Source organism: Sporosarcina sp. FA15, from assembly GCF_051550195.1.
Lineage (GTDB): Bacteria > Bacillota > Bacilli > Bacillales_A > Planococcaceae > Sporosarcina > Sporosarcina psychrophila.
The window spans coordinates 4,378,768-4,405,759 of the sequence record NZ_CP188818.1 but is presented as its reverse complement, the minus strand read 5'-3'; the positions used below and the strand labels follow the sequence as shown (position 1 = coordinate 4,405,759).

The following is a 26,992-nucleotide window of genomic DNA, read 5'->3' as shown; positions in this document are numbered from 1 at the left end:
AGGAGAACCTATTTAAAGGCTTCTGAACTACTTGAACATTAATTAGTATACCACATTTCCATCAAAACTTCAATATTTCTGTCTATCTCTAAGTGCACGATCGATTTCACGTTTCGCATCTTTTTTCTTCAGATCTTGGCGTTTGTCGTAATCTTTCTTACCTTTCCCAACACCAATTAACACTTTTGCAAAGCCGTCTTTTAAATACATCTTAATCGGTACAATCGCAGATCCCTGTTCTTTCGTTTGTCCAATCAATTTGCTAATCTGTTTTTTATGAAGAAGTAACTTTCTAGAACGCACCGGATCATGATTGAACTGATTCCCGTGGTCATATGGGCTAATGTGCATATTGGTAATCCACGCTTCGTTATTGCGGATTCTTATAAACGCATCTCGCAGTTGAACTTTACTAGTACGGATTGCTTTGATTTCAGTACCTTGTAGAACAATACCTGCCTCAATTGTTTCTTCGATTGCAAAATCATGATTCGCCTTTTTATTAACGGCGACTACCTTCCCCTGGCCTTTCGCCATTTCTTTCACCCCTTAATCAATTACGCCCCGGCGTAATTGCATACAAATTTTGAATAGCGCTTGTGCCTGCTGGACGCAGGTAAGCAACCTTTCAAAGTTTGTGACAATACAGCCGGAAGCAAAACTGCGGAGCGGCCTAGACCGCTCCTTCTTTACTTTTTCTTTTTAGGCTTAGGTTTAGTACCCGCTTTTTTCGCTGCGCCTTCATAGAACTTTTTCTTTTTACTATATGTGCCTGTTTTCTTTTTATCTTTTGATTTATCTCCGGATTTATTGTCGCCATCCTTTTTCTTTGCATGGATGACTTTCGGAGTTTCTTTACGTGTACGACGGAAGTCTTGTTTCATGCCAACGATTTCAAAATCGATTGTCGATTCTTCAGGCTTCACAGCAATCACTTTCACGGTTACTTCGTCGCCGAGTCTGTATTGTTTGCCAGAACGTTCACCAATCATCATCATTTGTCTGTCGTCAAATCGATAATAATCATCTGTCATATGACTAACGTGAACAAGTCCTTCGATTGTGTTTTCCAGTTCGACAAACAAACCAAAGTTTGTAACCGATGAAATAACGCCTTCGAATTCTTCGCCAATTTTGTCGAGCATAAATTGAGCTTTTTTCAGTGACTCTGTATCACGTTCTGCTTCAACTGCACGACGTTCCCGTTCAGATGTATGCTCTGCAATATCAGCTAATATCGCACTCCAATGCGCAAGTGTCTGTGTCGACATGTCTTTTTCAATTAGATATGTCCGGATCAAACGGTGGACAATCAAATCTGGGAAGCGGCGGATTGGTGCCGTGAAATGAGTATAGAATTCTGTGGATAAACCAAAGTGACCCAGACTTTGATCTAAATACTTCGCCTGTTGCATTGAACGCAGGAGCATTGTCGAAATAACTGTTTCTTCAGGTAGTCCCTCAATTGATTCTACGATTTCCTGCAACGCTTTTGGATGGACCTTATTACCCGTTCCTTTTACAACAACACCAAAGTTCGTTAGAAATTCGAAGAAACGTTGTAATTTCTCAGCTTTCGGATCTTCGTGAATTCGGTAAATGAACGGTACTTTAAGCCAGTGGAAATGTTCCGCGATTGTTTCGTTCGCAGCAAGCATGAATTCTTCTATCAGGCGTTCTGATACAGTACGCTCCATAATGACAACATCCGTTGGCCATCCTTTTTCATCAACAAGGATTTTCGATTCCTTGAAATTGAAATCAATGGCTCCACGATCTTCTCGCTTCTGTTTCAAAATAGCCGCGAGGTCTGCCATATGGTTAATCATAGGAACAACATGTGCATATTTCTCTGAAAGTTCTTCGTCTTTTTCTTCGATGATTTTATAAACTTCATTATAAGTCATACGTTCTTTCGAGCGAATAACACTCTCAAATATTTCGTGCTCGACGACTTTCCCGTTGCGATCTATCGTCATTGTACAAGATAACGTAAGCCTATCGACACCTGGATTCAATGAACAGATTCCGTTCGATAATCTATGCGGTAACATTGGGATAACTCTATCCGTCAAGTACACGCTTGTTCCACGGTCATAAGCGTCATCACCCATTGCAGAATTCTCCGTCACATAATAACTGACATCCGAAATATGAACAGATAATATATAGCTACCATTGTCGTTTTTCACAACTGAAATGGCATCGTCAAGGTCTTTGGCATCCGCGCCATCAATTGTAATCGAAAGTTCTTCACGGAGATCACGACGTTTGAACAAATCTTCTTCTTGAACTTCTTCAGGTATTTTATTTGCCTGGTCTAGTACTGCTTGCGGAAAGTCAACTTCAATTCCATGCTTATGAATAATAGACAAGATGTCCACGCCAGGATCATTTCTGTGACCAAGGATTTGTGTCACCATACCTGTTGCTGATTTCCCGTCTACAGGCCAGTCTGTTATTTCAACAACGACTTTGTGACCGTCAACCGCATCAAGTGAATCTCCTTTACCGATGAAAACGTCCATTGGTAATTTTTTATCATCAGGAACAACGAAACCGAAGCCTTTATTGTTCTGGTACATGCCCACTACCTTTGTTGTTTTGCGTTCCACGACACGTGTAATTGCCCCTTCACGTCTACCGCCTGATGTGGCATTAACGACACGTATGAGGACAGTATCTCCGTTCATCGCGCCATTTACTTCATGTGGTGGTATGAATACATCATCCATTCCTTCTACATCCGGTGCCACAAAACCAAATCCTTTTGCATGCCCGATGAATTTTCCACGAAGGAGATTCATGCCTTCTGGCACGCCATAACGGTTCGATTTCGAGCGAATAATTTGCCCTTTTTGTTCAAGGTCAACAAGCATTTTCACTAGTTCCTTAAACTCCGCCGCCTGTTCAAATCCCAATACTTCCTGAATTTCCTGTACGGTTAGCGGCTTATACGATTCTTCTTTCATTAGAGACAGCAATTTTTGCTGTATGTCTTGTTCTAAGCTATCCAATTGCATCACTCCTTATAAGTCTATAGTATGGTCATTGGTCTTATCTTTCACTCATTCCAGTCCAATGATTCCAAGAATTTCAAAATATCTTCATGAAGTTTCACTTTTTCGGGTCCGAGTGTAATGACATGTCCCGATTGTTCATACCATTTAATATTTTTTATGTCTGATTCGGTATTGTCATAAATAACGTTTGCGGAATCGGTATCGATAACATCATCGTTTGTGGCCTGCACAACAAATAGCGGTGCATAGATGTGATCGATATGATCTCGTACATCATAGACAAGTGCACGAAGTTCTTCGAGAGAAGGCATATTTTGCGCACGTAATGCCTCTATATCTCTTTCGATGTCTTCTTCGGCTTTCCCTTCAAACTTCTTATACTCCCGTGCATATTTAAGGACACCTTCATACATAATGTCAGTTGTTCTCATCGACATTGGCGCGCACATTGTAACAATACCCTTCACTGGCTTGTTATACCCTAATTTGAGCGAAAATACGCCTCCTAATGACAATCCAGCAACTGCAATCTCATCGTATCCAGCTTCCTTTAATTGATTATAACCCGTAAGAACATCTTCCCACCACTCTTCGGGACCTGTGTGGATCAATTCTTCTGGGGGAACACCGTGGCCTTTGTAATGGGGTGCAAGCGAGGTGTAGCCTTCCTTTTCAAGAAACCGTCCCAACATCCGTACGTCCGCTGAGGTACCTGTAAATCCATGTAGCAGTAAAACTGCACGCTTCCCTCTTTCGAAAAAGAATGGTTTCGGTTGTGCAATTCTCATTTAGATCATCCTTTCTAAGAAAAGTGCAAGGCGCCGTTCAGCTCCGACAGGCATAAGACGGGCGGGCTAAGCGGCGTTCTTTGCCGAATAGTCTGACTGACTTATGTCCCGAGGAGTTGGCGCCTGGAGCTAGACACTAAGAAAAGTGCAAGGCGCCTCGGTAGACCCGAAAAGCGCTGGAGGGCCTTAAGATAAAGGCGCTCTTTGCCTTTAACTTAAGGACTGAAGCGACTCGAGGGGCTAGGCGCCTGGAGTCTGGACACTAAGAAAAGCGCAAGGCGCCCGCTAGACGCGACAGGCATAAGTCGATCCAGCGACGTGGCGCTCTTTGCCACATAGCTGGATTGCTTATGACCAAGCGGCTGGCGCCTGGAGTCTAGACACTAAGAAAAGCGTAAGGCGCCGTTCAGCTCCGATAGGCATAAGACGGGCGGGCTAAGCGGCGTTCTTTGCCGAATAGCCTGACTGACTTATGTCCCGAGGAGTTGGCGCCTGGAGTCTAGACAACGACCCCAGTAGAAAACTTATACTTCCCTACTTTTAATAAAAAACGCCCGACCAGTCGGAAGGTCAGGCGATAATGGTCTATTTAAGATTATACTTTCATAATGACGATTGCCAATACGATAAACAAAACGGCAAGTACAACAGTGACCCGTTGAAGTACAAGGTCAAGTCCCCGTGCTTTTTGTTTCCCGAAAAGTTGTTCGGCTCCGCCAGAGATGGCTCCTGATAGACCTGCGCTTTTCCCAGATTGCAATAATACGACTACGATCAATGATAGTGCTACGATTACGAGCAGTGTCATCAGCAAAGTATGCATTTTGTTCCACCTCCCGATTCGAACTTCACAACAGTTCTATTTTACCAAAAACAGACTGGTGTTACAACCTATTGTTCTAATTTTAAGACAGAAGTTCTCATAGTCACTCAGTGAGTTTCCACTCAATCTATTAAAAACCAAAGAAAAACCCGCCGAAGCGGGTTTTTATCAATCATTATTTTTTCAAGTTATAAAACGTTTTAACACCAAGATATTCAGCAGTATCATCTAGCTGATCTTCAATACGAAGCAATTGGTTGTATTTCGCAACGCGGTCCGTACGAGATGGTGCACCCGTTTTGATTTGTCCAGCGTTTGTTGCAACTGCGATATCAGCAATTGTCGTATCTTCTGATTCACCTGAACGGTGGGAAATAACTGCCGTATAGCCAGCGCGCTTCGCCATTTCAATCGCATCAAACGTTTCCGTCAATGTACCGATTTGGTTCACTTTGATAAGGATTGAGTTACCAATACCTTCTTCAATTCCTCGTGCCAGTTTTTCTGTGTTCGTCACGAACAAGTCATCTCCGACAAGTTGAATTTTTTTGCCTAAGCGGTCCGTCAATAGTTTATGACCCGCCCAGTCATTTTCATCCAAACCATCTTCGATAGAGATGATTGGATACTTACTGCAAAGCTCTTCATACCAATCAACCATTTCTGCCGATGTTTTTACGATACCTTCGCCAGCAAGATTGTACGTACCATCTTCTTTATTGAAAAACTCAGATGCTGCAACGTCCATTGCAAGGAGAACTTCCTCGCCTGGTTTGTAGCCTGCTTTTTCGATTGCTTCAAGGATAATAGACAAAGCTTCTTCATTGGAAGATAAGTTCGGAGCAAATCCGCCTTCATCACCCACTGATGTATTCATGCCTTTTGCCTGTAGAACAGTCTTAAGGGTATGGAAAATTTCCGCGCCCATACGAAGACCTTCGTGGAATGAAGTAGCGCCGACTGGCATTACCATAAACTCTTGAATATCCACGTTGTTGTCCGCATGCTCGCCACCGTTTAGAATGTTCATCATTGGCACTGGCAATTGTTTTGCGTTAATGCCGCCTAGATATTGATAAAGGGGAATATCAAGATAATCAGAAGCAGCATGTGCGACAGCTATCGATACGCCAAGAATTGCATTTGCGCCCAATTTACCTTTGTTGGCAGTACCATCAATTTCAATCAACGCTTTGTCAATCGTCACTTGATCAAGAACTGAAAACGCATCTTCCAATTCCGCCGAAATAACTTCATTAACATGGTCAACCGCTTGAAGAACACCCTTGCCCAAGTAGCGATCCGGATCACCGTCACGTAGTTCTACTGCTTCATATTCGCCTGTTGAAGCGCCAGATGGAACGATTGCCCGACCAAATGCACCGCTTTCCGTAAATACTTCAACCTCTACTGTTGGATTTCCACGTGAATCAAGTACTTCTCTCGCTTGGATAAGTGTAATGATTGGCATGTCATTCTCCCCTTTTTAAAATAATGGTGTGCCGGTCATTTCTACCGGTTGTTCTACTTGTAACAATTTTAGCATTGTTGGTGCCAAGTCTGCGAGTTTACCGCCTTCGCGCAAACTAATTCCCGCCTTCGTAACGATAACCGGAACCGGATTCGTTGTGTGCGCCGTCATCGGAGCCCCGTCTTGCGTAGTTACTTCATCAGCATTTCCATGATCAGCCGTTACGATTGCCGTACCGCCTTTAGCATGGATTGCGTCGATAATTTTGCCAAGGCATATATCAACCGTTTCAATCGCTTTGATGGTTGGTTCCAGCATTCCACTATGCCCGACCATGTCGGGATTTGCGAAATTGAGAATAATTGCATCAAAACGATTCGCCTCAATTCCTTCAATAAGCGATTCCGTCACTTGGTAAGCACTCATCTCCGGTTGCAAGTCATACGTTGCAACTTTCGGTGAAGCTATCAAGATTCGTTCTTCACCTATGAACTTGTCTTCTCGTCCGCCACTCATGAAAAAAGTGACATGTGGAAATTTCTCGGTTTCCGCAATGCGCAGTTGTGTCAAACCGTTGCGGGCGATAACTTCTCCAAGAGTGTTTTCCAAGTTGTCACTACTATAAGCGACATCTGCAACAATGTCGTCACTATAATGTGTGAACGTCACAAACTTCAAATCTTTATATCTTTTCGTTCCTGTTTCAAATTCATCAAAAGTAGAATCTGTTAAGGCGCGTGAAAGCTGAATGGCACGGTCCGGACGGAAATTAAAGAATACAACCGCATCCCCATCTTCAACCGTCGCAACCGGTTTACCAAGTTCTTCAATAAGGAAAGGTACAACGAATTCATCATGAACGCCTTGCTTATACGACGCTAGTACGCCTGCAGTCGGCGTAGCTGCCGTTAAAGCAGCGCCCTCAACAATTGCACGGTAGACCTTTTCCAAACGCTCCCAGCGCTTATCACGATCCATCGCATAATACCGTCCTGAAATACTTGCAAACTTGCCAACACCCAACTCTTGCATGAATGTTTCAGTCTTTTCAATGTAATCAAGAGAAGATTGTGGGCTCACATCACGGCCATCCAGGAAGGCATGGACAAATACTTTATCAAGTCCATTCAACTTCGCTAGGCGAAGAAGCGCGAATAGATGCTCATAATGGCTATGTACACCACCGTCGGATAGTAACCCCATCAGATGGAGTGCAGAGCCGTTTTCCTTCGCGTGTGTAACTGCTCTCAAAAGCGTTTCGTTATCGAAAAAGTCAGCTTCCCTGATTGACTTATTAATACGAGTCAAACTTTGATAGACGACGCGACCAGCTCCAATATTCAGATGCCCTACTTCAGAGTTACCCATCTGTCCTTCAGGAAGACCTACCGCCTCCCCACAAGCTGTCAGCGTTGAATGCGGGAAGTTGTTCCATAATAGATCGTAATTCGGCTTGTTCGCCTGTGCAACTGCATTTCCTAGCTTGTCATCACGAAGGCCAAAGCCATCCAAAATGATAAGCGCTACCGGACTTTTACTCATGTGCTCCAGCCTCTAGCAATTTCAAGAATGATGCAGGATCCAAACTTGCGCCGCCGACAAGTGCGCCATCGATATGTTCCATTGTGAGAAGTTCTTCAATATTGTCCGGTTTAACGCTACCGCCATATTGAATACGAATTTGGTCTGCAACTGTTTCATTATATAATTCGCCGATTGTCGTACGGATTGCTCCACATACTTCATTGGCATCTTGTGCAGTTGCTGTTTTACCTGTACCGATAGCCCAGATTGGCTCATAAGCTATGACTGCTTGTGCCGCTAAATCAGCGCTGACGCCTTCGAATGCTTTTTTCACTTGTCCTGCTACTAATTCAACTGTTTGTCCACTTTCCCGATCTTCAAGTGATTCTCCCACACAGACGATTGGCGTAAGCTTGTAGTCAAATGCAGCATGGACTTTCTTGTTGACGGATTCATCTGTTTCGTTGAAGTATTGACGACGCTCAGAATGACCCAGGACAACATAGCCAACGCCGATTTCTGACAGCATCGCTGGACTGATTTCGCCCGTGAAAGCACCTTCTTTTACGTCATGCATCGTTTGTGCACCAATACCTACCGCTGAACCTTTTGTAATTTGTACAAGTTCTGAAAGGTATAAAGCGGGTGGACAGATAACCGCTTCCAATTTTTCTGAAGCTGCTGCTTTTTCTTGCACTTCTATCGCGAAACTTTTCGCTTCTTCAAGAGACTTGTACATTTTCCAGTTACCCGCAATTATTCGTTTTCGCAAAATGTTTCCCCCCGATCATTTATCGTTCAGTGCAGTGAGGCCCGGTAGGTCTTTTCCCTCCATGAATTCAAGAGAAGCGCCTCCACCAGTTGAAATGTGATCCATTTTATCTCCTACGCCGAACTTTTCGACAGCAGCGGCTGAATCGCCCCCACCAATAACTGTATATGCTTTTGTTTCAGCCATCGCTTTTGCAACTCGTTGTGTGCCACCCGCGAACGGCTCCATTTCAAACACACCCATAGGCCCGTTCCAAATGATCAATTTCGACTCTTTAATAACGTCCGCGTAAAGTTCAGCTGTTTTTGGTCCAATATCCAGACCCATCCATCCTTCTGGTATGGAATCGATATTCACGTTTTTTGTCTCTGCATCTTTTGAAAACGCATCTGCTATGACAACGTCGATTGGTAAGTATAAATTAACGCCTTTTTCTTTGGCTTTTTGAATAAATGAGTTCGCCAGGTCGATTTTATCTTCCTCAAGGAGCGAATCTCCTATTTCATGGCCTTGTGCTTTTGCAAACGTATATGATAATCCGCCGCCGATAATCAAATTATCCACTTTGTCTAATAGATGATCGATGACGCCAATTTTGTCTTTCACTTTGGCTCCGCCAATAATTGCTGTGAACGGACGGTCAGGCTCTGATAATGCCTTACTGAGAATATCCAATTCTTTTTCAAGAAGGAGGCCAGATACAGCCGGAATATGTTGCGCTATGCCCGCAGTAGAAGCATGTGCACGGTGTGCAGCACCGAATGCATCATTGACGAAAACATCAGCGAGTTCCGCAAATTGCTTCGCTAGTCCTGCATCATTCTTTTCTTCCCCAGCATGGAACCTAACATTTTCAAGCAGAATGATATCGCCGTTTTTCATTGTCGAAATGGTTTCTTCCACTTCTTTCCCAATGGATGAATCGAGCTTTGTTACCGGCTTGCCAATCAATTCCGCAAGTTTTTCGCCTGCAGCAGTAAGCCGCATGTCTTCATTCACTTCGCCTTTTGGACGTCCTAAATGACTCGCGAGAATAACTTTCGCACCCTGAGCTACCATATAATTGATGGTCGGAATTGCTGCACGGATCCTTGTATCATCCGTTACATTCCCATCTTCCATAGGTACATTGAAATCTACCCGGCAAAAAACGCGTTTCCCTTCAAGCTGCATATCTTTCATCGTCTTTTTCGACACCATGAAAACGCCCACCTCCATTTATAATTTAGAAAAGTGCAAGGCGCCTGCTTAGACGCGACAGGCATAAGTCGATCCAGCGACGTGGCGCTCTTTGCCACATTGCTGGATTGCTTATGACCCGAGCGGCTGGCGCCTGGAGTCTAGACAACGACCCAAGTAGAAAAAACTAATACTTTATCTTAAAAAAAAATGAGGAACGGGGTAACCCCCCGCTCCTCTTACCCAACTACATTATAAGGGGTTTTATTGTTTATGGCTATATTTAACTGAATTATAGACCTTTACCAAACATATAAAGTGCCAAGTCCACACAACGTGCAGAATAAGCTGATTCATTGTCATACCAAGTAATTACTTTCACCATGTTGTCTTCAAGGACCATCGTTGAAAGACCATCTACAGTAGATGATGAAGTATTTCCGTTATAATCTTTAGAAACTAGTGGGAGTTCATTATAAGCCAAGAAACCTTTTAGCTCATTTTCAGACGCGTTTTTCAATGCATTGTTCACATCAGCAATTGTCACATCTTTCTCAAGTTCAGCGACAAAGTCAACGAGTGAAACGTTTGGTGTTGGAACGCGGACAGCCATACCGTCAAGTTTACCTTTCAATTCAGGAATAACTTTTGTTACAGCTGAAGCTGCGCCTGTCGTAGTTGGAATCATGTTTTCTGCAGCTGCACGAGCACGTCTGTAATCCGAATGCGGTAAATCCAAAATGCGTTGGTCATTTGTGTACGAGTGAATTGTTGTCATTAGACCGCGTTTTATACCGAATTCGTTGTGAAGTACTTTTACAACTGGAGCAAGACAGTTTGTCGTACATGATGCATTCGATACGATGTTATCATTTGCCGGATCGTATGACTCGTGGTTAACACCCATTACAAGTGTCGTGATATCGCCTTTTGCCGGTGATGACAAGATAACTTTTTTCGCACCCGCTTCAAGGTGTTTGTTCAGTCCAGCTCTGTCTGTAAATACGCCTGTCGAATCAACGACAACGTCAACCCCAAGTTTGCCCCATGGTAGCGCTGCTGGATCTTTTTCTGCATATACTTTCACTCTTTTGCCATCGACAATAAGCGTGTCATTATCAAAACTGACTTCCGCGTCAAATACGCCATGTACAGAGTCATACTTCAAAAGATGTGCAAGCATTGCTGCATCCGTCAAATCGTTCACTGCTACAATTTCAATTTCCTCTTGTTTCAAAGCTTCGCGGAATACTTTACGTCCAATCCGTCCAAATCCGTTAATCGCAAGTTTCAAAGTCATAATATATTCCTCCATGTTGTTTTTTAGTTTATAGTTAAAAAATTTCTTATAGCTACATTTACACAAAGCCCATCTAAACCTATTCCCTGAAAATACCCGTCTTAGTCATTTATGCGTTTATTTATTGACGAGTATTTTCAGCATTTCAGTTGCTGCACCTTCATCAGTTACTAAAATCGTTTGTTTAGGCGCACTTGCCATATAAGCCAAGATAGCTTCAGCTTTACTGCTGCCGCCTGCGACTGAAATGATAAGCGGAATCTTCTCGAGATGGCCAGTTTGGATACCGATTGTCCGTAATCTGTGGACAACGTTACCATCCTGGTCAAAATAATAACCGAATGCTTCGCCTTTAGCTCCATTGTCTTGGATCATATCTCGCTCTTCTGTAGGCGAATTACGCATAATTGCCATTGTTTGCGCGTCGCCTACTCCATGCAGAACACAATCTGTTGTGTCATAAAGTTCAAGCATTTTCAAGACGGAAGGTTCTTTTCGGAACGCTTCATGGGCTTCTTCGCTTAACGACTCTGGATAATAAAATGTACTATACGTACCTCCACATGCCGAGGCGAATGAGGCCGCAATGACATTCGCTTGCAATCCAATATCATCTCCTACACCGCCTCTTGCAGCGATGAATAGCAGATTATTGGTACCGCTAAACTTTTCGATATGAAGTGGAATCGATGCAATTGTACTTCCTCCAGTGACGGCGACTACTTTGCCCTCGTCAATTTTAGAAGAAAATTGTTTCGCTGCCTCCATACCAAGTAAGCTTTTCGAAGCGGTATCGGTATCGCAGTTACCTGCAACAACTTTGACTGATTGAATGCCAAGGAATTCCATTAGTCTCTTTGCAATAGACGTACGTCCCGACCAGTCTTCCATTGAAGACTCAAGAGCAAGTAAGACAGTCAATCCTTCAGTGGTGATTGAAGCTCCGTCTTTTGCAATAGTAATCAGATTTTGACCCCTTAGCGTATCCATCATGGTTCGCGTTTCCCGCTCCGATAAACCAGCCATCTGACCGAGTGGACGCCTTCCAATTGGACCAGCCATTTTTACAAGCTTTAATATCCGATATCTTTGCTGCATTAACTCCATCATTTCTGGTACGAGTTTACTCTGTGCATCCATCAAAACGTCCAATGGCTGCCCTCCTCTTTACCATAGGGACATTTAACGACCCTACATACTGAATAGCGTCCCACATAAAGCAAAAAAATATTTCTAACTTCATTATAGCTCTTTTCATTCGACTTTACAAACAATACAGCATTAATTATCAGAATAAATCAATGATATCAGCGTAGCCAATTGACCCGTAAAGCATCACATCGCCATCTTTTTCAATGACAGGAATCAAAAACATATATTTCTCATGACTTTCATCATCAGTTTCTATATCTACTTTCGTCCACGTCAGCGGGAAATCCTCTTGGACAAGTTTCATCATTAATTCAGCTTCATCACAAAGGTGACAACCTGGTTTTGTGTAAAATTTCACATGCACTCTAATGCACCTCACTACCTCTATAATACCCTCATTATAAAAGAATAATGGGCGGCATGCACAGGATATTGCCTGTGCATGTCACCCGTTATTTTTTTACCAGCTTCGGCCTGCTCCGCCACCACCGCCGGAACCACCGCCACCGAAACCACCAAAGCCGCCGCCGGAATTACCGCCACCACTTCTGCCCCCAATAGAACCAGGGAAGAAAATTGGCCCTCCGCTACGCCGTCCGCCCGAACCGCCTCCGCCTCCTCGGCCTCCTCTATTACTGATAACACGGAAGACAATGTAAATAATGATGAAAAGGATGACGGGGAATGGAATACCGAATCCCCCATCACTTGAGTCGGAATCTATAGTTGTGACGGGCACATCCGCGCCATCCCAGCCATATTCAGCTGCGATTTCATTGTAGAATGATTTATATGCTTCCATGATCGCCATGTCAGGCTGTTGCTTATTCAAATAAGGAACAGCTACTTCATCCATTATACTTCCGACTTTTCCGTCCGGAAGGGCACCCTCTAATCCATACCCGACCGATAGTTCGAAATGTCGTTTACCATCGGAATTTTTCTCTGTTGTAACAACTAGCAAAGCTCCGTTATTTTTTTCCTTATTGCCTAATTTAAATTCCCTAAGCTTCTCTACTGCATATTCCTCAACTGGCTTATCGCCTATGCTCGGGAGGATCAATACCGCAAGTTCCGCTGTCGTAGCATTATTTAATTGAATCCCATATTGCTCAAGTTCCGCTTTCTGTTCAGTGGACAACACATTCGCAGTATCTTGAACGACCGGAACAGCAGCATCAGCCGAAAACACTGCTGAGTTTAACGATGTAAAAATAATCAGACATGCCGTCACCAGTATGCGGACAGCTTTTCTAATCATTCCTTGTCATCTCCAAAATCGACATTCGGCGCTTCATTTGCAGCTGCATCGGCTTTAAAGTATTCCTTTTCATCATATCCGAAAATGGATGCAACGATTTTTCCGGGGAATCTTTTCACTTGCCTATTGTAATTGGCGACTACGTCGTTATAATCCTTACGCGCAACGCCCAGACGGTTTTCAGTTCCGGCCAGTTCATCCATCAACTTAGTGAAATTTTCATTTGCTTTTAAATCAGGATAATTCTCGACGACGACAAGGAGACGACTAAGCGCACCCGATAAGTCAGCGTTTGCATCCGCTTGTTCTACGGGCCCATTTGCTCCGGCAAGTCTTGCACGGGAATCTGCAATGTCACTGATAATCTCTTTTTCATGGCTCGCGAAACCTTTAACCGTGCTTACCAAGTTCGGTATCAGATCGAGCCTCCGTTGTAGTTGATTTTCAACTTGTGCATACGCCTGGTCCACATCTTCTTCTAAATTAACGAATTTGTTATAACTTGGAACCAGAATCATAGCCAAAACTGCAAGTATGATTACGATTACCGCAATTGGTCCTAAAACTTTTTTCATGTTAACACTCCTCACGAGTTAGTTACTTTCATTTACCCTCTCGAACACCGTGTCGAAACTTTTACTACAGTAGTATATACAGTATGACGATTGAAAAGGTTTCATTTATTCTACGGCAACGTTTTTTTAGCCACAAAAAAACGGCTTCCCATAATGGAAAGCCGCCTTTTGTAGAACTTATTTAGATTCAGGTTTAGTTTTAGCTCCGTCTTTCATGTCACTGCGTGTAATAATATGGTCAATTAAACCGTATTCTTTCGCACGTTCAGCTGTCATGAAGTTGTCGCGGTCCGTATCTCTCGCAATTACTTCAACCGATTGGCCAGTACGCTCAGCAAGAATCAAGTTTAGTTTTTCACGAGTGAAAAGGATATGTTTTGCAGCAATTTCAATTTCTGTTGCTTGCCCTTGTGCTCCACCTAATGGTTGGTGAATCATTACTTCTGCGTTAGGAAGCGCATAACGTTTCCCTTTAGTACCCGCCGCTAGTAGGAACGATCCCATAGATGCAGCCATCCCCATACAAATTGTTTGGATGTCAGGTTTGATGAATTGCATTGTGTCAAAAATCGCCATACCAGCAGTGACGCTTCCCCCGGGGCTATTAATGTAGATGGAAATATCTTTATCCGGATCTTCTGCTTCTAAAAATAGGAGTTGAGCAACGATAGAGTTCGCAACGTTGTCATCGATTCCACTTCCAAGCATGATAATACGGTCTTTCAATAGACGTGAATAGATGTCGTAAGCACGCTCACCGCGGCTAGTCTGTTCAATTACTGTAGGTATTAGATTCATTCTATTTCCTCCTTCAAGCTGGATAGTGTTGTCTACCTATTGAAACATAACTTCGTTTCAACTGTAACTTTATCATACATAGTATGGTCAACGAAGGTCAAATATAACGCTTTCAAAATAAGCATTGCATTCATTGAGCTACACCAGTATAATAAATCTAGTCTGCTGCAAAAGTTAGCCGATTTGTAACGCCCTCGTGGTGCAACGGATAGCACGTGAGCCTCCGAAGCTTAAGATGTGAGTTCGATTCTCGCCGAGGGCATATGATTACAACAATTTTACCCGTCATTGTTCATTCAATGGCGGGTATTTTCTATTCCCAATCACCACGTCATACTACCACGAATTCAAAACGCACCGGTTACAGTCATCCGCAGAAAGAATTGACGGGGTGATGAGAATATGAAAAAACGAAACCAAATTGATTCAGCGCTATTAAACGACATTCTAAGGGTTACCAATCAAGCCAAGCCGCAAACAATTCTATCGACCCAATCAGCCATTGACGAATTCCACCGATTCAACATGGCGAAAGGTTTGTCGGAATGGACAATTTCATCTTATGCAATGCGAGCGTGGGGTAAACAAATGTACGGAAGCAAACAGTATGAAGAACGACTAGCCAAAAGAAAAAAAGTATTCATCCGCATAATTTTTCACATGGAAGCATAATTGTGATATAGAAGTTAAATAATATTGTTGATGATTCATTAATAAGAAAGACCATTTACGGTCCTTTTTTGAAGTATTCTTCTTCGCCTAACGAATCCATTAGTTTAATAACTTTCAGCAATATGAACAATTTTTCGAATAACTAAATTAACTTTCTCGTTGTCTTTAATTACAAACAAATGGTCCGCTTCATTTTCTATGTAACGTTGCACATTCTATAGAGATATTGTCATTTATAAGTTTTCACTTTAACTCTTGACCTTTAATAAAACTCAAATGCTCTTTTTTTGGTTTTTCTCCGGTTTTGAGTGAAGCGAAAAATCGTTCTTTCCTATCTTGAATAAAATAAATAAGCAAGGGTGTATGCTACATGCACCTCAGTAGACATAACACCCGTTCATGGAAGTAATAAACTCCATTACTCAATAAGAATAGCTGCCAAGTAAAGGCAGCTGATTTGTATTATAATCATATTCAAATCCACCTTTGATACTTGTAAAATCATCCTTACTATATATCTAACAGGATATCGATAATTCTACGACTAACTAGACGATGGATAGTACTATCAAAGTTTAACAATACAGCTACACCCATTCTTTCTTCCGGTACTAACGAAAGTAACGCTCGTACTGCTAATTGACCTCCCCCATGTTCTATAATTGTTTGTCCCTTGTATTTTTCTATAAACCAGCCTATTCCATAATAAATCGTATTATCTTCATTATTCCAAGGTTTTGATACGAGACTTACTGGTTTTTGCATTTGTTTTTTACTGTACAGCTCTAGATTAGCAGGTGATGAAAAGTTCAAGTGAAACAACATATATGAAGCTAATTCATTTGCTGTTGAATATAGAAAACCTATGGGTGCCGCAACCGGGTTCATTGGATAGGGAGTTTCATTTTTTTCAAACCCTAAATAATATTTAGCATAGTTGCTATCCTCAATAACGGCTTGGGAATCCCATGTAGTCCGCTTCATATGCAACGGTGTTAGTACATTATTCCTCAGATGAAGCTCCCAATTTTCCCCGGTCACTTTTTCGATTAGATCACCAAGAATAACAAAGGCGTCGGTACAATAATTCCAACCCTCTCCTGGAAGATATTCTAGGTCTACTTTACGAAACCACCGAGTGATATCCTCTCTAGATTGTATGCTTGCTATCTCCTGTTCTGACAAATTGTAATGAGCTAAAGCTTCACTCCACTCAGTTGGGGTGTCTGAATAAACTTCCATCACATTGGGAGCAATTAAATTTGCAATGCCTAAATCGGACGGAAATCCAGCCGTATGACTTAGTATATGTTTTACTGTGATTTGGTCACTCAATTGTTTGTCTTGTGTTCTAAAATATGGTAAGTAAACAACAAGTGGTACATCAAGATTAATTAATCCTTTTTCAGCCAGTTGCAAGATACAGGTTGCAACAAAGTTCTTTGTTACACTCTGTATACTCATGATGGTGTCCTCATCAATCGGCTTTTTAACTGGTTCAAGTTGAGAATAACCAAATCCTTTGGAAAAGATCACTCTATCTTCTTTTACGATTGACACACTCATGCCTACTGTATGTTCTCCCATAATATCATTTATCATATTATCTATCTTTTTAATTCTATTAGTTAATGTCTCCATTATTTCTCCATTTCTTAAATAAATACTAAGTATCCCTTCCGATTCTATCCGTTAAACAAATGATATTTAATATTTCAAGTAAAACATAATTATCAGCTTATTGTTCAATTATCCTGGATCGTTAGTTGAACAAAAATCATTGTTTGTTTTTATTACCTTTTTCAAACAAATAAAGGGTTAATAATACCCCTCCAAAAAGTAGAGGAACTCCAAAAATAAAATAAATATTTTTAGGTAATTCAAAAACACTTCTAAGATAACTGAAAAGAAATACCAAAAAAGCTAAAGTTATATATTTCCCCCATCGTCTCATATAAAAAATCCTTTCATTAGTCGGCTTGTATATGCTGTACACACCAGGTTAAAATAACGTCACTTCACGGAAGTGCTTGACTCCATTACTCAATAAAATAGAACTATGTTTTATGAACTTGAACTTAATGTTATAGTTTCAAACTCTTCGCCTTCTAAAGTTAATATTATCTTAGACGAAGAAGGAGTTTTAGTTTCCAGTTCGATAACATCCCCACTATAATAAATCCCTTTTCCATCTAATTTTATATCGCCTATACCCCAACCCAAGAAATCAGTACTTTCTACATTAAAATTAGGTGTGCTTAGCTGTTCAGGATTTTCACCTTTATAGGTAATCCTTATACTCTGAATCTCTTTTCCCCAAAAACTATATTCAGTAATTAGTTCGCCACTCCAATTTACACCTTCACCTTTGAATATAAGACCACTACTGTTTTCACAAGAAACTAACATCAACATTAAACAGATGATAAAAATGCACTTAGAAATATTCTTCATCCCAGCTACCTCCCCTTACGGTAACTATTTCTGCATCCTTCCAAATATACCTTTTTATCAGCTCAATGATCTTCAAGTAAAGTGCCAGTTAGTGAAACAAGGAACTGTATCTTAATAACTTTATTGTTCAATATTATTAAGGATCGACTATAGTTTTTTATTTAATGGAAATAAAACACAGTCTTTAATCGTATCACTATCCGTTAGTACCATTAATAATCGTTCAATTCCAAATCCCCAACCAGAAATGGGTGGCATTCCATATTCCATAGCTGTTAGATAATCTTCATCCATCTCCATAGCCTCCAAATCTCCATTACTTTTAAGAAGAGCTTGAGCCTCCAGTCTTCTTCTTTGTTCAAGTGGGTCAACCAACTCTGAATAGGCATTAATAATTTCCGCACCATTCACCACTAATTGGAACCGTTCTGTAAGAGCAGGGTTTTGATCATTGGCCCTAGCTAGTGGGGACAAGTCAATAGGATGTCGGATTAGAAATGTCGGTTTAACTAGTTGTGGCCGACACATTTTTTTGTAAAGAAGATCAATAAAATTACCTCTCCCTAAAGATTCAATATCAGTATGTTCCAAGTCCATATTAACCCTCAATGTTGCTTGATATAAATCCTCAACATCAGGATAAAGATCTATATCAATCCCTGTGTCTTTTAAGATTAAATCCCTGAAAGAGACAATATCCCATTCAAGTGAAAAATTTATTGTTTGACCCCGGATGGTAATGGTAGTCGTATTAAAGATTTGATCCAGGACAAACAGAACCATATTACGCATTAATTTCATTGTATCCTCATAATTCCAATATGCCGCATACCCTTCAACCATTGTAAATTCTTGAAGATGTTGAGGACTAATCCCCTCGTTCCTAAAACACTTTGCAAATTCAAAAACTTTGGTAAATCCACCTACAATTAACCTTTTTAAATAGGTTTCCGGTGCAATACGTAAATTTAGTTCTGTATCTAAAGAGTTATGATAGGTCCTAAAAGGCTTAGCTAACGCCCCCGAGGAAGTATGCTGTAAAACTGGTGTTTCTACTTCTAAAAATTCCTGGTCCTCAAAGAACCTGCGAATGGCACGTACCATTTTGGTTCTAGCTAGTAAGCGACTTTGTGTGTCTTTTGTCACCATTAAATCTAAATAACGCTGTCTATATCGAAGTTCAACATTGCTTAAACCGTGCCATTTTTCTGGAAGAGTCCGTAACGCCTTCCCAAGAAACACATAACTTTCGATACGAAGTGTTTTCTCATTCGTTTTAGTCGTATACATACATCCTTCCACACCGATAAAATCTCCCATATCCAATAAATTGTGAAACTGATTATAAGGTTCCTCACCAATCTCATCCTTTTTCAACAGAAGTTGTAAGCTTCCTTGTATGTTTGAAATAGTAATGAAACTTAATTTACTGAAATTTCTAATGCTCATTATTCTTCCAGCAACTCGGACCCCAGAAGTTCCGTCTTCGAGTTGAGCAGCTGCATAAATTTCATTATTTGTAGAAAACCTTTCAGGATATACTGAAATCCCTTGCGATTTTAAAGTCTCTAATTTCTCTATTCTTAAAGCTATTTGTTCATTGCTCATTCTTTTCACTCCATTCTTTTAGTTTGTTTATAAGGCTTTTTATGTTATGGATTTAAATTTCCAAACAACAAAAAAACTCCCACCCCCAAGACATTTGTCTTGAGGACGGGAGTTTATAGCTCCGCGGTACCACCTCAGTTTATTGATATGTCGCCATATCAACCTCTTCGAGTACGTCAATTTTCTAACAATTGATTATACCCTATCTCTTTAACGGGAGATCCCGTCGCAGTATCACTAAGAATGCTCTTAGATCCGTGCGAAGCTCCAAGACTTTTTTTCATTAAGATCATTATTACTCCTTCCCACCTACCGGAGCTCTCTGAAAATAATTAATCAAAATTACTCTTCTCTTCATAGCCGTACATTATATATTGATTGAAAATAATTTAGCATAATTAAATGGAATAGTCAATTTCTATTTGATGGGGTGCAGTGACAGTTCGATCTTGCCCTCGCAGTTTGTCAGGATGCTATGACAGTTGCCGACTTTGCCCTCACAGTTTGATGGGTTGTCATGACAGTTCGATCTTGCCCTCGCAGTTTACCGTGTTGCCATGACAGTTGTCGACTTTGCCCTTACAGTTTGAAGTAATGCCATGACAGTTCGACCTTGCCCTCACAGTTTACCGCGATGCCATGACAGTTGCCGACTTTGCCCTTACAGTTTACCGGGATGCCATGATAGTTCCCGACCTTCCCCTTACAATTCACCAAGCTACCATGACTTCAAGTCGTATCCTCATGACTAATACAATCCAGTCTCCATAAAAAAACCGTTACCACTTGTCGTTTGACAGCGCTAACGGTGATCGTTTTATTTAATTGCCATTTTCAACAAGAACTGCGAGTGATTCTAGAGCCTGTTCTTCGTCAATTCCTTCTGCAATCAACGTAACAGTCGTGCCACGCGCGATGGCTAGGCTCATGATCCCCATTATACTTTTAGCATTTACTTGGCGTTCTTCTTTTTTCAAAAATACATCGGACAAAAACCTATTTGCCTCTTGGACAAAAAGTGCTGCTTGCCTTGCTTGCAATCCTGATTTCAACTTCACTTCAACTATTCGTTCTGCCATGACAGCGCCAGCTCCTCTCTTGGTTCGACAGCGGATTTACCGACTACCGATTCCCCCATTGCGAAGATTTTCCGCAATTTCTTCGATTTTTCTTAAGCGATGGTTCACACCTGATTTACTTACCATTCCACCCGAAACCAGTTCTCCAAGTTCCTTCAACGTAATATCCTGATTGTCGACCCGAAGCCTTGCGATTTCTTGTAATCTATCTGGTAATTCAGCAAGTCCAATCGTACTTTCAATAAACTTTATATTTTCAACTTGGCGCTGTGCTGCACCAATTGTTTTATTCATATTCGCGGTTTCACAATTCACAAGCCTGTTCACACTATTTCGCATATCGCGTATAATTCGTACATCTTCAAACTTCATTAAGCTCACGTGCGCGCCGACAATACTAAGGAAATCCGATATTTTTTCAGCTTCTTTCAAATAAGCAATATACCCTTTTTTCCGTTCAATCGACTTCGCATTCAAATGGTATTTGTTCATCAAATCGACTAAGTCTTCACTATGTTCTTTATATATCGAAAATATTTCAAGGTGATAGGAAGATGTTTCCGGGTTATTCACGGAACCCCCTGCCAGAAAAGCCCCCCGTAGATAAGCGCGTTGACAGCATCTCTTTTTAACCAATTCCTTTGAGATTTCATTTTTAAATTGAAATGTTCCCGTCAGGATTAGAAGTTCTTCCAAAAGAGCTTTTGCTCCACCTCGAATTCGGCAAATGTAAACGTTATTCTTTTTCAAGCGCATCTTTTTTCGAACAAGCAACTCTACTTTATAAGGATACAACCGTTTTAAATTCGTATACAGGCGTCTGGCAATCGCTGCATTTTCAGTTTGTACGTCCAAACTTAACTGTTTATTAGAAAAGGAAAGTGCACCATTCATCCTTATGAACGCCGCTACTTCCGCCTTTATACAACAGTCATCCGCTTCTATCTGTGTCATTTCCTTTTTTGTTTCTGAAGCAAAAGACATGATTCTTCCCCTTTCTCGGCGACGATCACGTCTGTTCCGTTTCGATCCCATTTTCCATATATTCTATAAGCCATTTAGCTACTTTTTCGGAATCATGTATGATTGTTCCATTTAATAATAAGCAAATGTCTTTTACTACGATATTTGGTACAAGTTGTTGAAGCGTTTCCAAATCGTTTTCGACAGGCCAGGGAGGCCCCGTCCATTCTTTTCCACCCTGCAACGTAGAAAATTCTGTGCCGTTCAACAAAACCGTGTCGATGAAAGGTTCACCCGCATGATCATACAATGCCTGCACATGCTCCGAAGCTGTATAGCGGTGTGTTTCTCCTGCTTGCGTCGTCAAGTTGTTAATATACACCTTTTTTGCCTTACATGACAAGACCGCTTTACGAATTGATTGGACAAGCAGTGCGGGCAAGATGCTTGTATATAGGCTGCCTGGGCCAATAATGATCAGGTCAGCAGAATTTATTGCCTCTATTGTTTCAGGTAACGGTTCAACTTCTTGTGGTGATAAATACACTTTGCGAATTTTACGTTCGTAAACCGGTATTTTCGATTCACCCGTCACGATTGTACCGTCTTCGAGTTCTGCGTGCAATGTGATCCGCTGATTAGCGGCTGGTAATACTTTCCCTTTTATGTTTAGTACCCTGCTCATTTGTTCGACTGCTCGTGCGAAATCACCTGTGATATCCGTCATAGCAGCCAGCATAAGATTGCCGAGTGAATGACCTTTCAAATCCTCTGAAGTAGCAAAGCGGTATTCAAACATTTCTTCGATTAATGGCTCAACATCTGAAAGCGCTGCCATCACTTTACGAATATCACCCGGAGGTGGTATGTCATATTCGTCAAGAAGTCTGCCCGAACTGCCGCCATCATCAGCTACTGTAACGACCGCAGTCAAATCGACAGGGTAATTTTTCAATCCGCGTAGCAAAGTGGATAAACCAGTTCCGCCGCCTAACACAACGACTTTCTTCAAGTTCCCGGATTTCAGCATAGCGTCAATCCTTTCTTTTTTCAATATCCCTATGGGTGATGAGTGTCCGGTACTCGTCTTTGAACCGGCTTCCGAAAAATTCAGCGAGTGTTACAGAGCGGTGTTGACCTCCTGTACAGCCGAATGCAATCACAACTTGTGATTTTCCTTCATTTTTATATTGTGGAATTAAGAACTTGAATAAGTCCGTGAGTTTTTCAATAAGGATTTGAGTATCTTTCCATTTCAGTACATAGTCATAGACTTCTTTCTCGAGTCCCGTCTTCGGTTTCAAATCCTCAATATAGAAAGGATTGGGTAGGAAACGCACGTCAAACACGACATCTGCATCAATTGGCATGCCATGCTTAAAACCGAAAGAGAGGAAGTTTAGTGTAAAACCAAGATCATCCTTAGAGGAGAACTCAGCCATTATTTTTTCTCTCAATGCCCTTGGTTTTAAACTTGATGTGTTGAAAATCGAGCGTGCACGGCCTTTCATCTCAGACAACAGCAGGCGCTCTTTCTTTATACCTGCTAGAGGCAATCCGCCTGCCGATAATGGATGTGACCTTCTCGATTCCTTATAGCGTCGAACAAGCGTCTCATCGTCTGCATCAAGGAATAATATTCGTGATGATACACCCTGCATTTCCAAAAGGTCATCCAGAGCACCAATGAGCGAATCAAATAGGTCACCTCCACGCGTATCCATTACAGCGGCTATCCGTTTCATTTGATTTTCCGATTTCATCATCAAATTCAGAAACATAACTAATAGCTCTGGAGGCAAATTATCGATGCAATAAAATCCAAGATCTTCAAAGCTCTGCACTGCAACCGTCTTACCTGCACCCGACATCCCCGTAATAATAACTATTTCAATATCGCTGCTTGGCTTCCCTATTTCAGTCATTGTCCATCACCTTCCACAGAATTTTGGATTTCCTCTTTCAAGAGTTTAAATTCTTCGGTATAAAAGAACGTTCCATACTGTATCCCACTCTGAGATACTGCAAACAGTAAATTGGTTCGATCCCCTTCTGCCATCGGAAGTGTCTCTAAGCTTTCAACAGGATGCCATTCCAATACTCCTTCAATTGTCGTTTCAAACGGTTTACCTACTAAGTCAAAAGCAATGAATGTGTGGAGCATCCATTCGTTTTTCACAGTCTCCCCAGTTTCATCTGTAATCATCATTGTGTAGACGCCTTTTAACAATGGACTAATCGGTACAGCACCGGTTTCTTCCGTGAATTCTCTGACGGCTGTTTCGTAAACCGATTCACCCGGATCCATCTTTCCACCAGGGGCTACATACCACCCGCGACGAGGTTTTTTTAACAGTAATACATGATTATCTTTTACTACAAGTAAATTTACGATTCTCTGCATTTGTCTAACCCCACTTTTTATAAACGCATAGTATCATTATACATCGAACCGTTGTAAAACGACAAAAAAAAGGCAACCCATCGGATAAACCGATAAATTGCCTTTCAAAATTTACTTTATCAAAAGGGGGGTCAATTGATACTTTTACTATACCCTTTAGACATTGCATTTCTGTTACAGCTACATTAAGGTTACATTAAGCTTTTGCGCCTAATTTCTCCATCAATTCCTCAACGTATTTCTGGACAGCCTGCGCAGCAATACTACCGTCTCCAGTAGCCGTTACAACTTGACGCAATAATTTTTCACGAACATCCCCTGCAGCATAAATACCAGGTACAGATGTTTCCATGATTTCGTTTGTTGCAACGTAACCATTTTCGTCAAGAATACCAAGTTTAGCAAATGGAGCAGTTAACGGGTCCATTCCGATGTAGACGAACATGCCATCCGCTTCAAATACCCTTTCAGAACCATCAACAGTTGAAACAAGTGTAACGGAACCAACTTTTCCTTCTCTAGCATTTACTTCTTTCACAGATGAATTCCAGATGAATTCAATCTTGTCGTTTGCAAATGCACGGTCTTGAAGAATTTTTTGTGCACGTAATTCACCGCGGCGATGAACAATCGTCACCTTATCTGCAAACCGTGTCAAATAAGTTCCCTCTTCTACGGCAGAATCGCCACCGCCTACAACAACGAGCTCTTTCTTACGGAAGAATGCTCCATCACAAACCGCACAATAGCTTACGCCACGGCCTGTAAGTTCAGCTTCTCCGGGAATACCCATTTTTTTGTATTCAGCACCTGTCGTAATAATAATCGCACGGGCTTTATACTCTTTATCCCCGACGACTATCGTCTTGTAACTTTCTCCATCAATAACATCTGTAACATCGCCATATGCATATTCAGCACCAAACTTACGCGCGTGATCAAACATTTTTGTAGAAAGGTCCGGACCTAGTATATGTTCGAATCCTGGGTAGTTTTCAATTTCTTCCGTATTAGCCATTTGACCGCCTGGAATTCCCCGTTCAAGCATTAACGTTGAAAGGTTCCCACGAGATGTATAGACAGCAGCCGTCATCCCCGCAGGGCCGGCACCAATAATAATGACATCATAGATTTTTTCAGTTGTCATGTGAATTTCCTCCTCTACAACATTTACACACCAAATCGTATAGGATACCTAAGTTCCATTCAACTTTTCTGCTTACAAAGAAAAGCGCAAGGCGCCGTCCAGCCCCGACAGGCATAAGACGTTTTGCGAGGAGGCGTACTTCAGCCCCCACAGCAAAATGGCTTATGACCCGAGGGGTTGGCGCCTGGAGCTAGACACCAAGAAAAGCGCAAGCGCCTTGGTAGACCCGAAAAGCGCTGGAGGGCCTTAAGATAAAGGCGCTCTTTGCCTTTAACTTAAGGACTGAAGCGACTCGAGGGTCTAGGCGCCTGGAGCTAGACACTATTCTAAGTCAAAAAACGTATACTCTCTTACCAATATATGTCGAACTAATGATTCTATATAATCTCCAGCGAAGGCGCCTCATAGGGGTAGCCGAGCGTTGTTGAGAGGATTCTTTATGTCAACATATATAATAAGACAAGCGTAGGACCTTAGGCATCAAATTGTGGTAAATACTCAATCAATTCTCCGACATACTTTGTCAGTGTCGGAACTGAGATACCGAATTCCTTTGCAATCGCTGTTTTTGTTACATCCGGATAACGGGATGACTGGAACATATAATCTGCTGCGGCTGCAAGTGCCGCCGGGTTTCTAAACAAATAAGATCGACTTAATGCAGTTTCGCAAAGTGTGAACCACATTTGAAACAGATGAGATGCTTGTTTATCGAGCGGACAATATTTGTTGTAAAGTAAGTCGGTCGTTTCAAGCGCTCGCATAAATGACTTATCAAAGTTGGTTTCCGGCATGAATTCATAATCGAGACCACTTGCCAGAAAAAGCCGCTCGTAGTCACTCAGTTTTTCCATTTCAATATAAGATGGATGTGAGATAATTTCCTGCTTGTGACCTGACTTTCCAAGAAGATAAAAACCAAACATCCTTTCACTTCTGTAGGTGTTGGCAATTTTACTTAGTAAAAATTCCCTATCCTGCTCAAGTGAATCTGACGTGATAATCTCTTGGACACCATTCCACGGCTCGTAACCCGCCTTCGATGGATCCAGTTCAATCAGCTTTGCATATGCTTCTCGCGCCACTTTTTCATGTCCAGAGAAATAAGCGGAATGGGACAGCCAGAAGTAGTAGCCTGTGTCCCCTTCAAACCCTCTCTTTTGTAGACTTCTGAGCCAATTATAAGCTTCTTTATGTCTGCCAATAAGCGCAAACGTCGCGCCGAGTTTATAGCGATTTTCAAATTGATACGGTTTAATTTTCACAAGCAAAGCAAGTAGAGACTCCAATTCCTCTTCCTTCTTTTCGTAATAATAAAAGACCGCCAGATTACAAAGTGCATGGATATTTCCTTTATTACGATTTAAAACATCATGAAGTAACTTACTAGCTCGCTCGTTTTCCCCGATATAAAAATAAGCCAGAGCTAAATTATTATAAGCGGCCCAAAACTCCGGATAATCGACAATAATCGACTCAAGTAATTCCACGGCCGCCTTGAATTCACCTGACTCCATAAGTCGGCGTGCCTTTTCCTGTAAAAAGAATACTTCACCGTCCGGCATCTCATCATCATTAAATGACTCTTCCTGTTCTGCGAAATCAATAATTTCCATTGAATCATCAGCAAATGGACCATCAGGATCAATTAATATATATTTTTCCGCATACATTTTTGCATCCCGCAGCATACCAAGATGAGCATGCACTTCTGCCAAATAGAATATAATTTCCTCTTCCGAAGGTGCGAATGAGTTTGCAGTCATTAGCAGTTCATGAGCTTCCTCAAAACGTCCCTCTTCCATGACGAGCACGCCATATTCCATGAGGATTTTCCAATCTTCAGGACTTAGCTCTGATGCTCTTTTCAAATACCGCTGTGCATCTTCAAAACGATCGCGTTGCATCGCCTGAATCGCTTTATTATAATAAAATTCACCGTCTGGAATGAACGAAATAATTTTTTTATCATGCTTGTTACGTAGTTTATCCAATCATA

Annotated in this window: 26 protein-coding genes, 1 tRNA gene and 1 other annotated feature; of the genes, 3 read left to right on the top strand and 24 right to left on the bottom strand. The window is 41.6% G+C overall.

What is annotated here, in order from left to right:
* Positions 1 to 69: 69 nt before the first annotated feature.
* The 14 genes from smpB to clpP form a co-directional block, all read right to left on the bottom strand.
* Positions 70 to 537 (bottom strand): SsrA-binding protein SmpB, encoded by a 468-nt coding sequence (gene smpB / locus ACP8HG_RS21030; RefSeq protein ID WP_067206031.1) that lies wholly within the window; start codon positions 535 to 537, stop codon positions 70 to 72.
* A gap of 152 nt (positions 538 to 689) precedes the next feature.
* A complete protein-coding gene (gene rnr, locus ACP8HG_RS21025) occupies positions 690 to 3,017 on the bottom strand; it encodes a ribonuclease R (protein WP_257722499.1) in 2,328 nt (775 codons plus the stop codon).
* Positions 3,018 to 3,064: 47 nt separating this feature from the next.
* Positions 3,065 to 3,811, bottom strand: a complete 747-nt coding sequence (locus tag ACP8HG_RS21020) for an alpha/beta hydrolase (RefSeq protein WP_067206026.1) — start codon at positions 3,809 to 3,811, stop codon at positions 3,065 to 3,067.
* 595 nt (positions 3,812 to 4,406) lie between these two features.
* Positions 4,407 to 4,634 (bottom strand): preprotein translocase subunit SecG, encoded by a 228-nt coding sequence (secG, locus tag ACP8HG_RS21015; protein WP_067206024.1) that lies wholly within the window; start codon positions 4,632 to 4,634, stop codon positions 4,407 to 4,409.
* Positions 4,635 to 4,809: 175 nt separating this feature from the next.
* Positions 4,810 to 6,105, bottom strand: a complete 1,296-nt coding sequence (eno, locus tag ACP8HG_RS21010; RefSeq protein WP_067206021.1) for a phosphopyruvate hydratase — start codon at positions 6,103 to 6,105, stop codon at positions 4,810 to 4,812.
* Between the two features lie 15 nt (positions 6,106 to 6,120).
* Positions 6,121 to 7,647, bottom strand: a complete 1,527-nt coding sequence (gene gpmI / locus ACP8HG_RS21005) for a 2,3-bisphosphoglycerate-independent phosphoglycerate mutase (protein WP_067206019.1) — start codon at positions 7,645 to 7,647, stop codon at positions 6,121 to 6,123.
* Positions 7,640 to 8,401: a triose-phosphate isomerase gene (gene tpiA, locus ACP8HG_RS21000; protein WP_067206017.1), complete on the bottom strand. Its 762-nt coding sequence runs from the start codon at positions 8,399 to 8,401 to the stop codon at positions 7,640 to 7,642. Before tpiA ends, gpmI begins: the two co-directional genes overlap by 8 nt.
* A 15-nt stretch (positions 8,402 to 8,416) precedes the next feature.
* Positions 8,417 to 9,598, bottom strand: a complete 1,182-nt coding sequence (locus tag ACP8HG_RS20995) for a phosphoglycerate kinase (protein WP_197485404.1) — start codon at positions 9,596 to 9,598, stop codon at positions 8,417 to 8,419.
* Positions 9,599 to 9,872: 274 nt separating this feature from the next.
* A complete protein-coding gene (gene gap / locus ACP8HG_RS20990; protein ID WP_438297868.1) occupies positions 9,873 to 10,880 on the bottom strand; it encodes a type I glyceraldehyde-3-phosphate dehydrogenase in 1,008 nt (335 codons plus the stop codon).
* 117 nt (positions 10,881 to 10,997) lie between these two features.
* On the bottom strand, positions 10,998 to 12,032 hold the full coding sequence (locus tag ACP8HG_RS20985) for a sugar-binding transcriptional regulator (protein WP_082786484.1): 1,035 nt from the start codon (positions 12,030 to 12,032) through the stop codon (positions 10,998 to 11,000).
* 136 nt (positions 12,033 to 12,168) lie between these two features.
* Positions 12,169 to 12,390 (bottom strand): glutaredoxin family protein, encoded by a 222-nt coding sequence (locus tag ACP8HG_RS20980; RefSeq protein ID WP_438297866.1) that lies wholly within the window; start codon positions 12,388 to 12,390, stop codon positions 12,169 to 12,171.
* 102 nt (positions 12,391 to 12,492) lie between these two features.
* Entirely contained in the window at positions 12,493 to 13,293 is an 801-nt protein-coding gene (locus ACP8HG_RS20975) for a TPM domain-containing protein (RefSeq protein WP_438297864.1), read from the bottom strand.
* Entirely contained in the window at positions 13,290 to 13,868 is a 579-nt protein-coding gene (locus ACP8HG_RS20970; RefSeq protein ID WP_340741512.1) for a LemA family protein, read from the bottom strand. Before ACP8HG_RS20970 ends, ACP8HG_RS20975 begins: the two co-directional genes overlap by 4 nt.
* Before the next feature lie 177 nt (positions 13,869 to 14,045).
* On the bottom strand, positions 14,046 to 14,666 hold the full coding sequence (gene clpP / locus ACP8HG_RS20965) for an ATP-dependent Clp endopeptidase proteolytic subunit ClpP (protein ID WP_067206000.1): 621 nt from the start codon (positions 14,664 to 14,666) through the stop codon (positions 14,046 to 14,048).
* A 190-nt stretch (positions 14,667 to 14,856) separates the two neighbouring features.
* Here clpP and ACP8HG_RS20960 point away from each other — a divergent pair.
* From ACP8HG_RS20960 to ACP8HG_RS20950, 3 genes are all read left to right on the top strand, one after another.
* Positions 14,857 to 14,928, top strand: a tRNA-Arg gene (locus ACP8HG_RS20960).
* Position 14,929: 1 nt separating this feature from the next.
* Positions 14,930 to 15,061, top strand: coding sequence for a hypothetical protein (locus ACP8HG_RS20955; RefSeq protein ID WP_438297861.1), 132 nt, complete (start codon positions 14,930 to 14,932; stop codon positions 15,059 to 15,061).
* A 7-nt stretch (positions 15,062 to 15,068) separates the two neighbouring features.
* On the top strand, positions 15,069 to 15,338 hold the full coding sequence (locus ACP8HG_RS20950) for a hypothetical protein (protein ID WP_438297859.1): 270 nt from the start codon (positions 15,069 to 15,071) through the stop codon (positions 15,336 to 15,338).
* A gap of 510 nt (positions 15,339 to 15,848) precedes the next feature.
* Here the strand turns inward: ACP8HG_RS20950 and ACP8HG_RS20945 are convergent.
* The 10 genes from ACP8HG_RS20945 to ACP8HG_RS20900 all read right to left on the bottom strand — a co-directional run bounded on the left by ACP8HG_RS20945 (position 15,849) and on the right by ACP8HG_RS20900 (position 26,987).
* Complete coding sequence (locus ACP8HG_RS20945; RefSeq protein ID WP_067205995.1) at positions 15,849 to 16,979, bottom strand: serine hydrolase domain-containing protein; 1,131 nt, start codon at positions 16,977 to 16,979, stop codon at positions 15,849 to 15,851.
* A gap of 423 nt (positions 16,980 to 17,402) precedes the next feature.
* Entirely contained in the window at positions 17,403 to 17,792 is a 390-nt protein-coding gene (locus ACP8HG_RS20940; RefSeq protein WP_067205993.1) for a hypothetical protein, read from the bottom strand.
* Positions 17,793 to 17,939: 147 nt separating this feature from the next.
* Positions 17,940 to 19,400, bottom strand: coding sequence for a lysine--tRNA ligase (gene lysS / locus ACP8HG_RS20935; RefSeq protein WP_438297856.1), 1,461 nt, complete (start codon positions 19,398 to 19,400; stop codon positions 17,940 to 17,942).
* Positions 19,401 to 19,498: 98 nt separating this feature from the next.
* Positions 19,499 to 19,767, bottom strand: a binding site (T-box leader).
* Positions 19,768 to 20,221: 454 nt separating this feature from the next.
* Complete coding sequence (locus ACP8HG_RS20930; protein ID WP_067205987.1) at positions 20,222 to 20,479, bottom strand: HPr family phosphocarrier protein; 258 nt, start codon at positions 20,477 to 20,479, stop codon at positions 20,222 to 20,224.
* Between the two features lie 36 nt (positions 20,480 to 20,515).
* Positions 20,516 to 21,463 (bottom strand): DNA-binding protein WhiA, encoded by a 948-nt coding sequence (whiA, locus tag ACP8HG_RS20925; protein WP_149582292.1) that lies wholly within the window; start codon positions 21,461 to 21,463, stop codon positions 20,516 to 20,518.
* 25 nt (positions 21,464 to 21,488) lie between these two features.
* Positions 21,489 to 22,472, bottom strand: a complete 984-nt coding sequence (locus tag ACP8HG_RS20920; protein ID WP_187046677.1) for a gluconeogenesis factor YvcK family protein — start codon at positions 22,470 to 22,472, stop codon at positions 21,489 to 21,491.
* A gap of 4 nt (positions 22,473 to 22,476) precedes the next feature.
* Positions 22,477 to 23,367: an RNase adapter RapZ gene (gene rapZ / locus ACP8HG_RS20915; protein ID WP_187046676.1), complete on the bottom strand. Its 891-nt coding sequence runs from the start codon at positions 23,365 to 23,367 to the stop codon at positions 22,477 to 22,479.
* The gene (locus ACP8HG_RS20910) at positions 23,364 to 23,846 is read right to left on the bottom strand and encodes an NUDIX hydrolase (RefSeq protein ID WP_067205979.1); all 483 of its coding nucleotides are present in this window, start codon (positions 23,844 to 23,846) and stop codon (positions 23,364 to 23,366) included. Before ACP8HG_RS20910 ends, rapZ begins: the two co-directional genes overlap by 4 nt.
* 196 nt (positions 23,847 to 24,042) lie before the next feature.
* Positions 24,043 to 24,993 (bottom strand): thioredoxin-disulfide reductase, encoded by a 951-nt coding sequence (trxB, locus tag ACP8HG_RS20905; protein WP_067205976.1) that lies wholly within the window; start codon positions 24,991 to 24,993, stop codon positions 24,043 to 24,045.
* Positions 24,994 to 25,466: 473 nt separating this feature from the next.
* On the bottom strand, positions 25,467 to 26,987 hold the full coding sequence (locus ACP8HG_RS20900; RefSeq protein ID WP_067205973.1) for a tetratricopeptide repeat protein: 1,521 nt from the start codon (positions 26,985 to 26,987) through the stop codon (positions 25,467 to 25,469).
* Positions 26,988 to 26,992 lie beyond the last annotated feature (5 nt).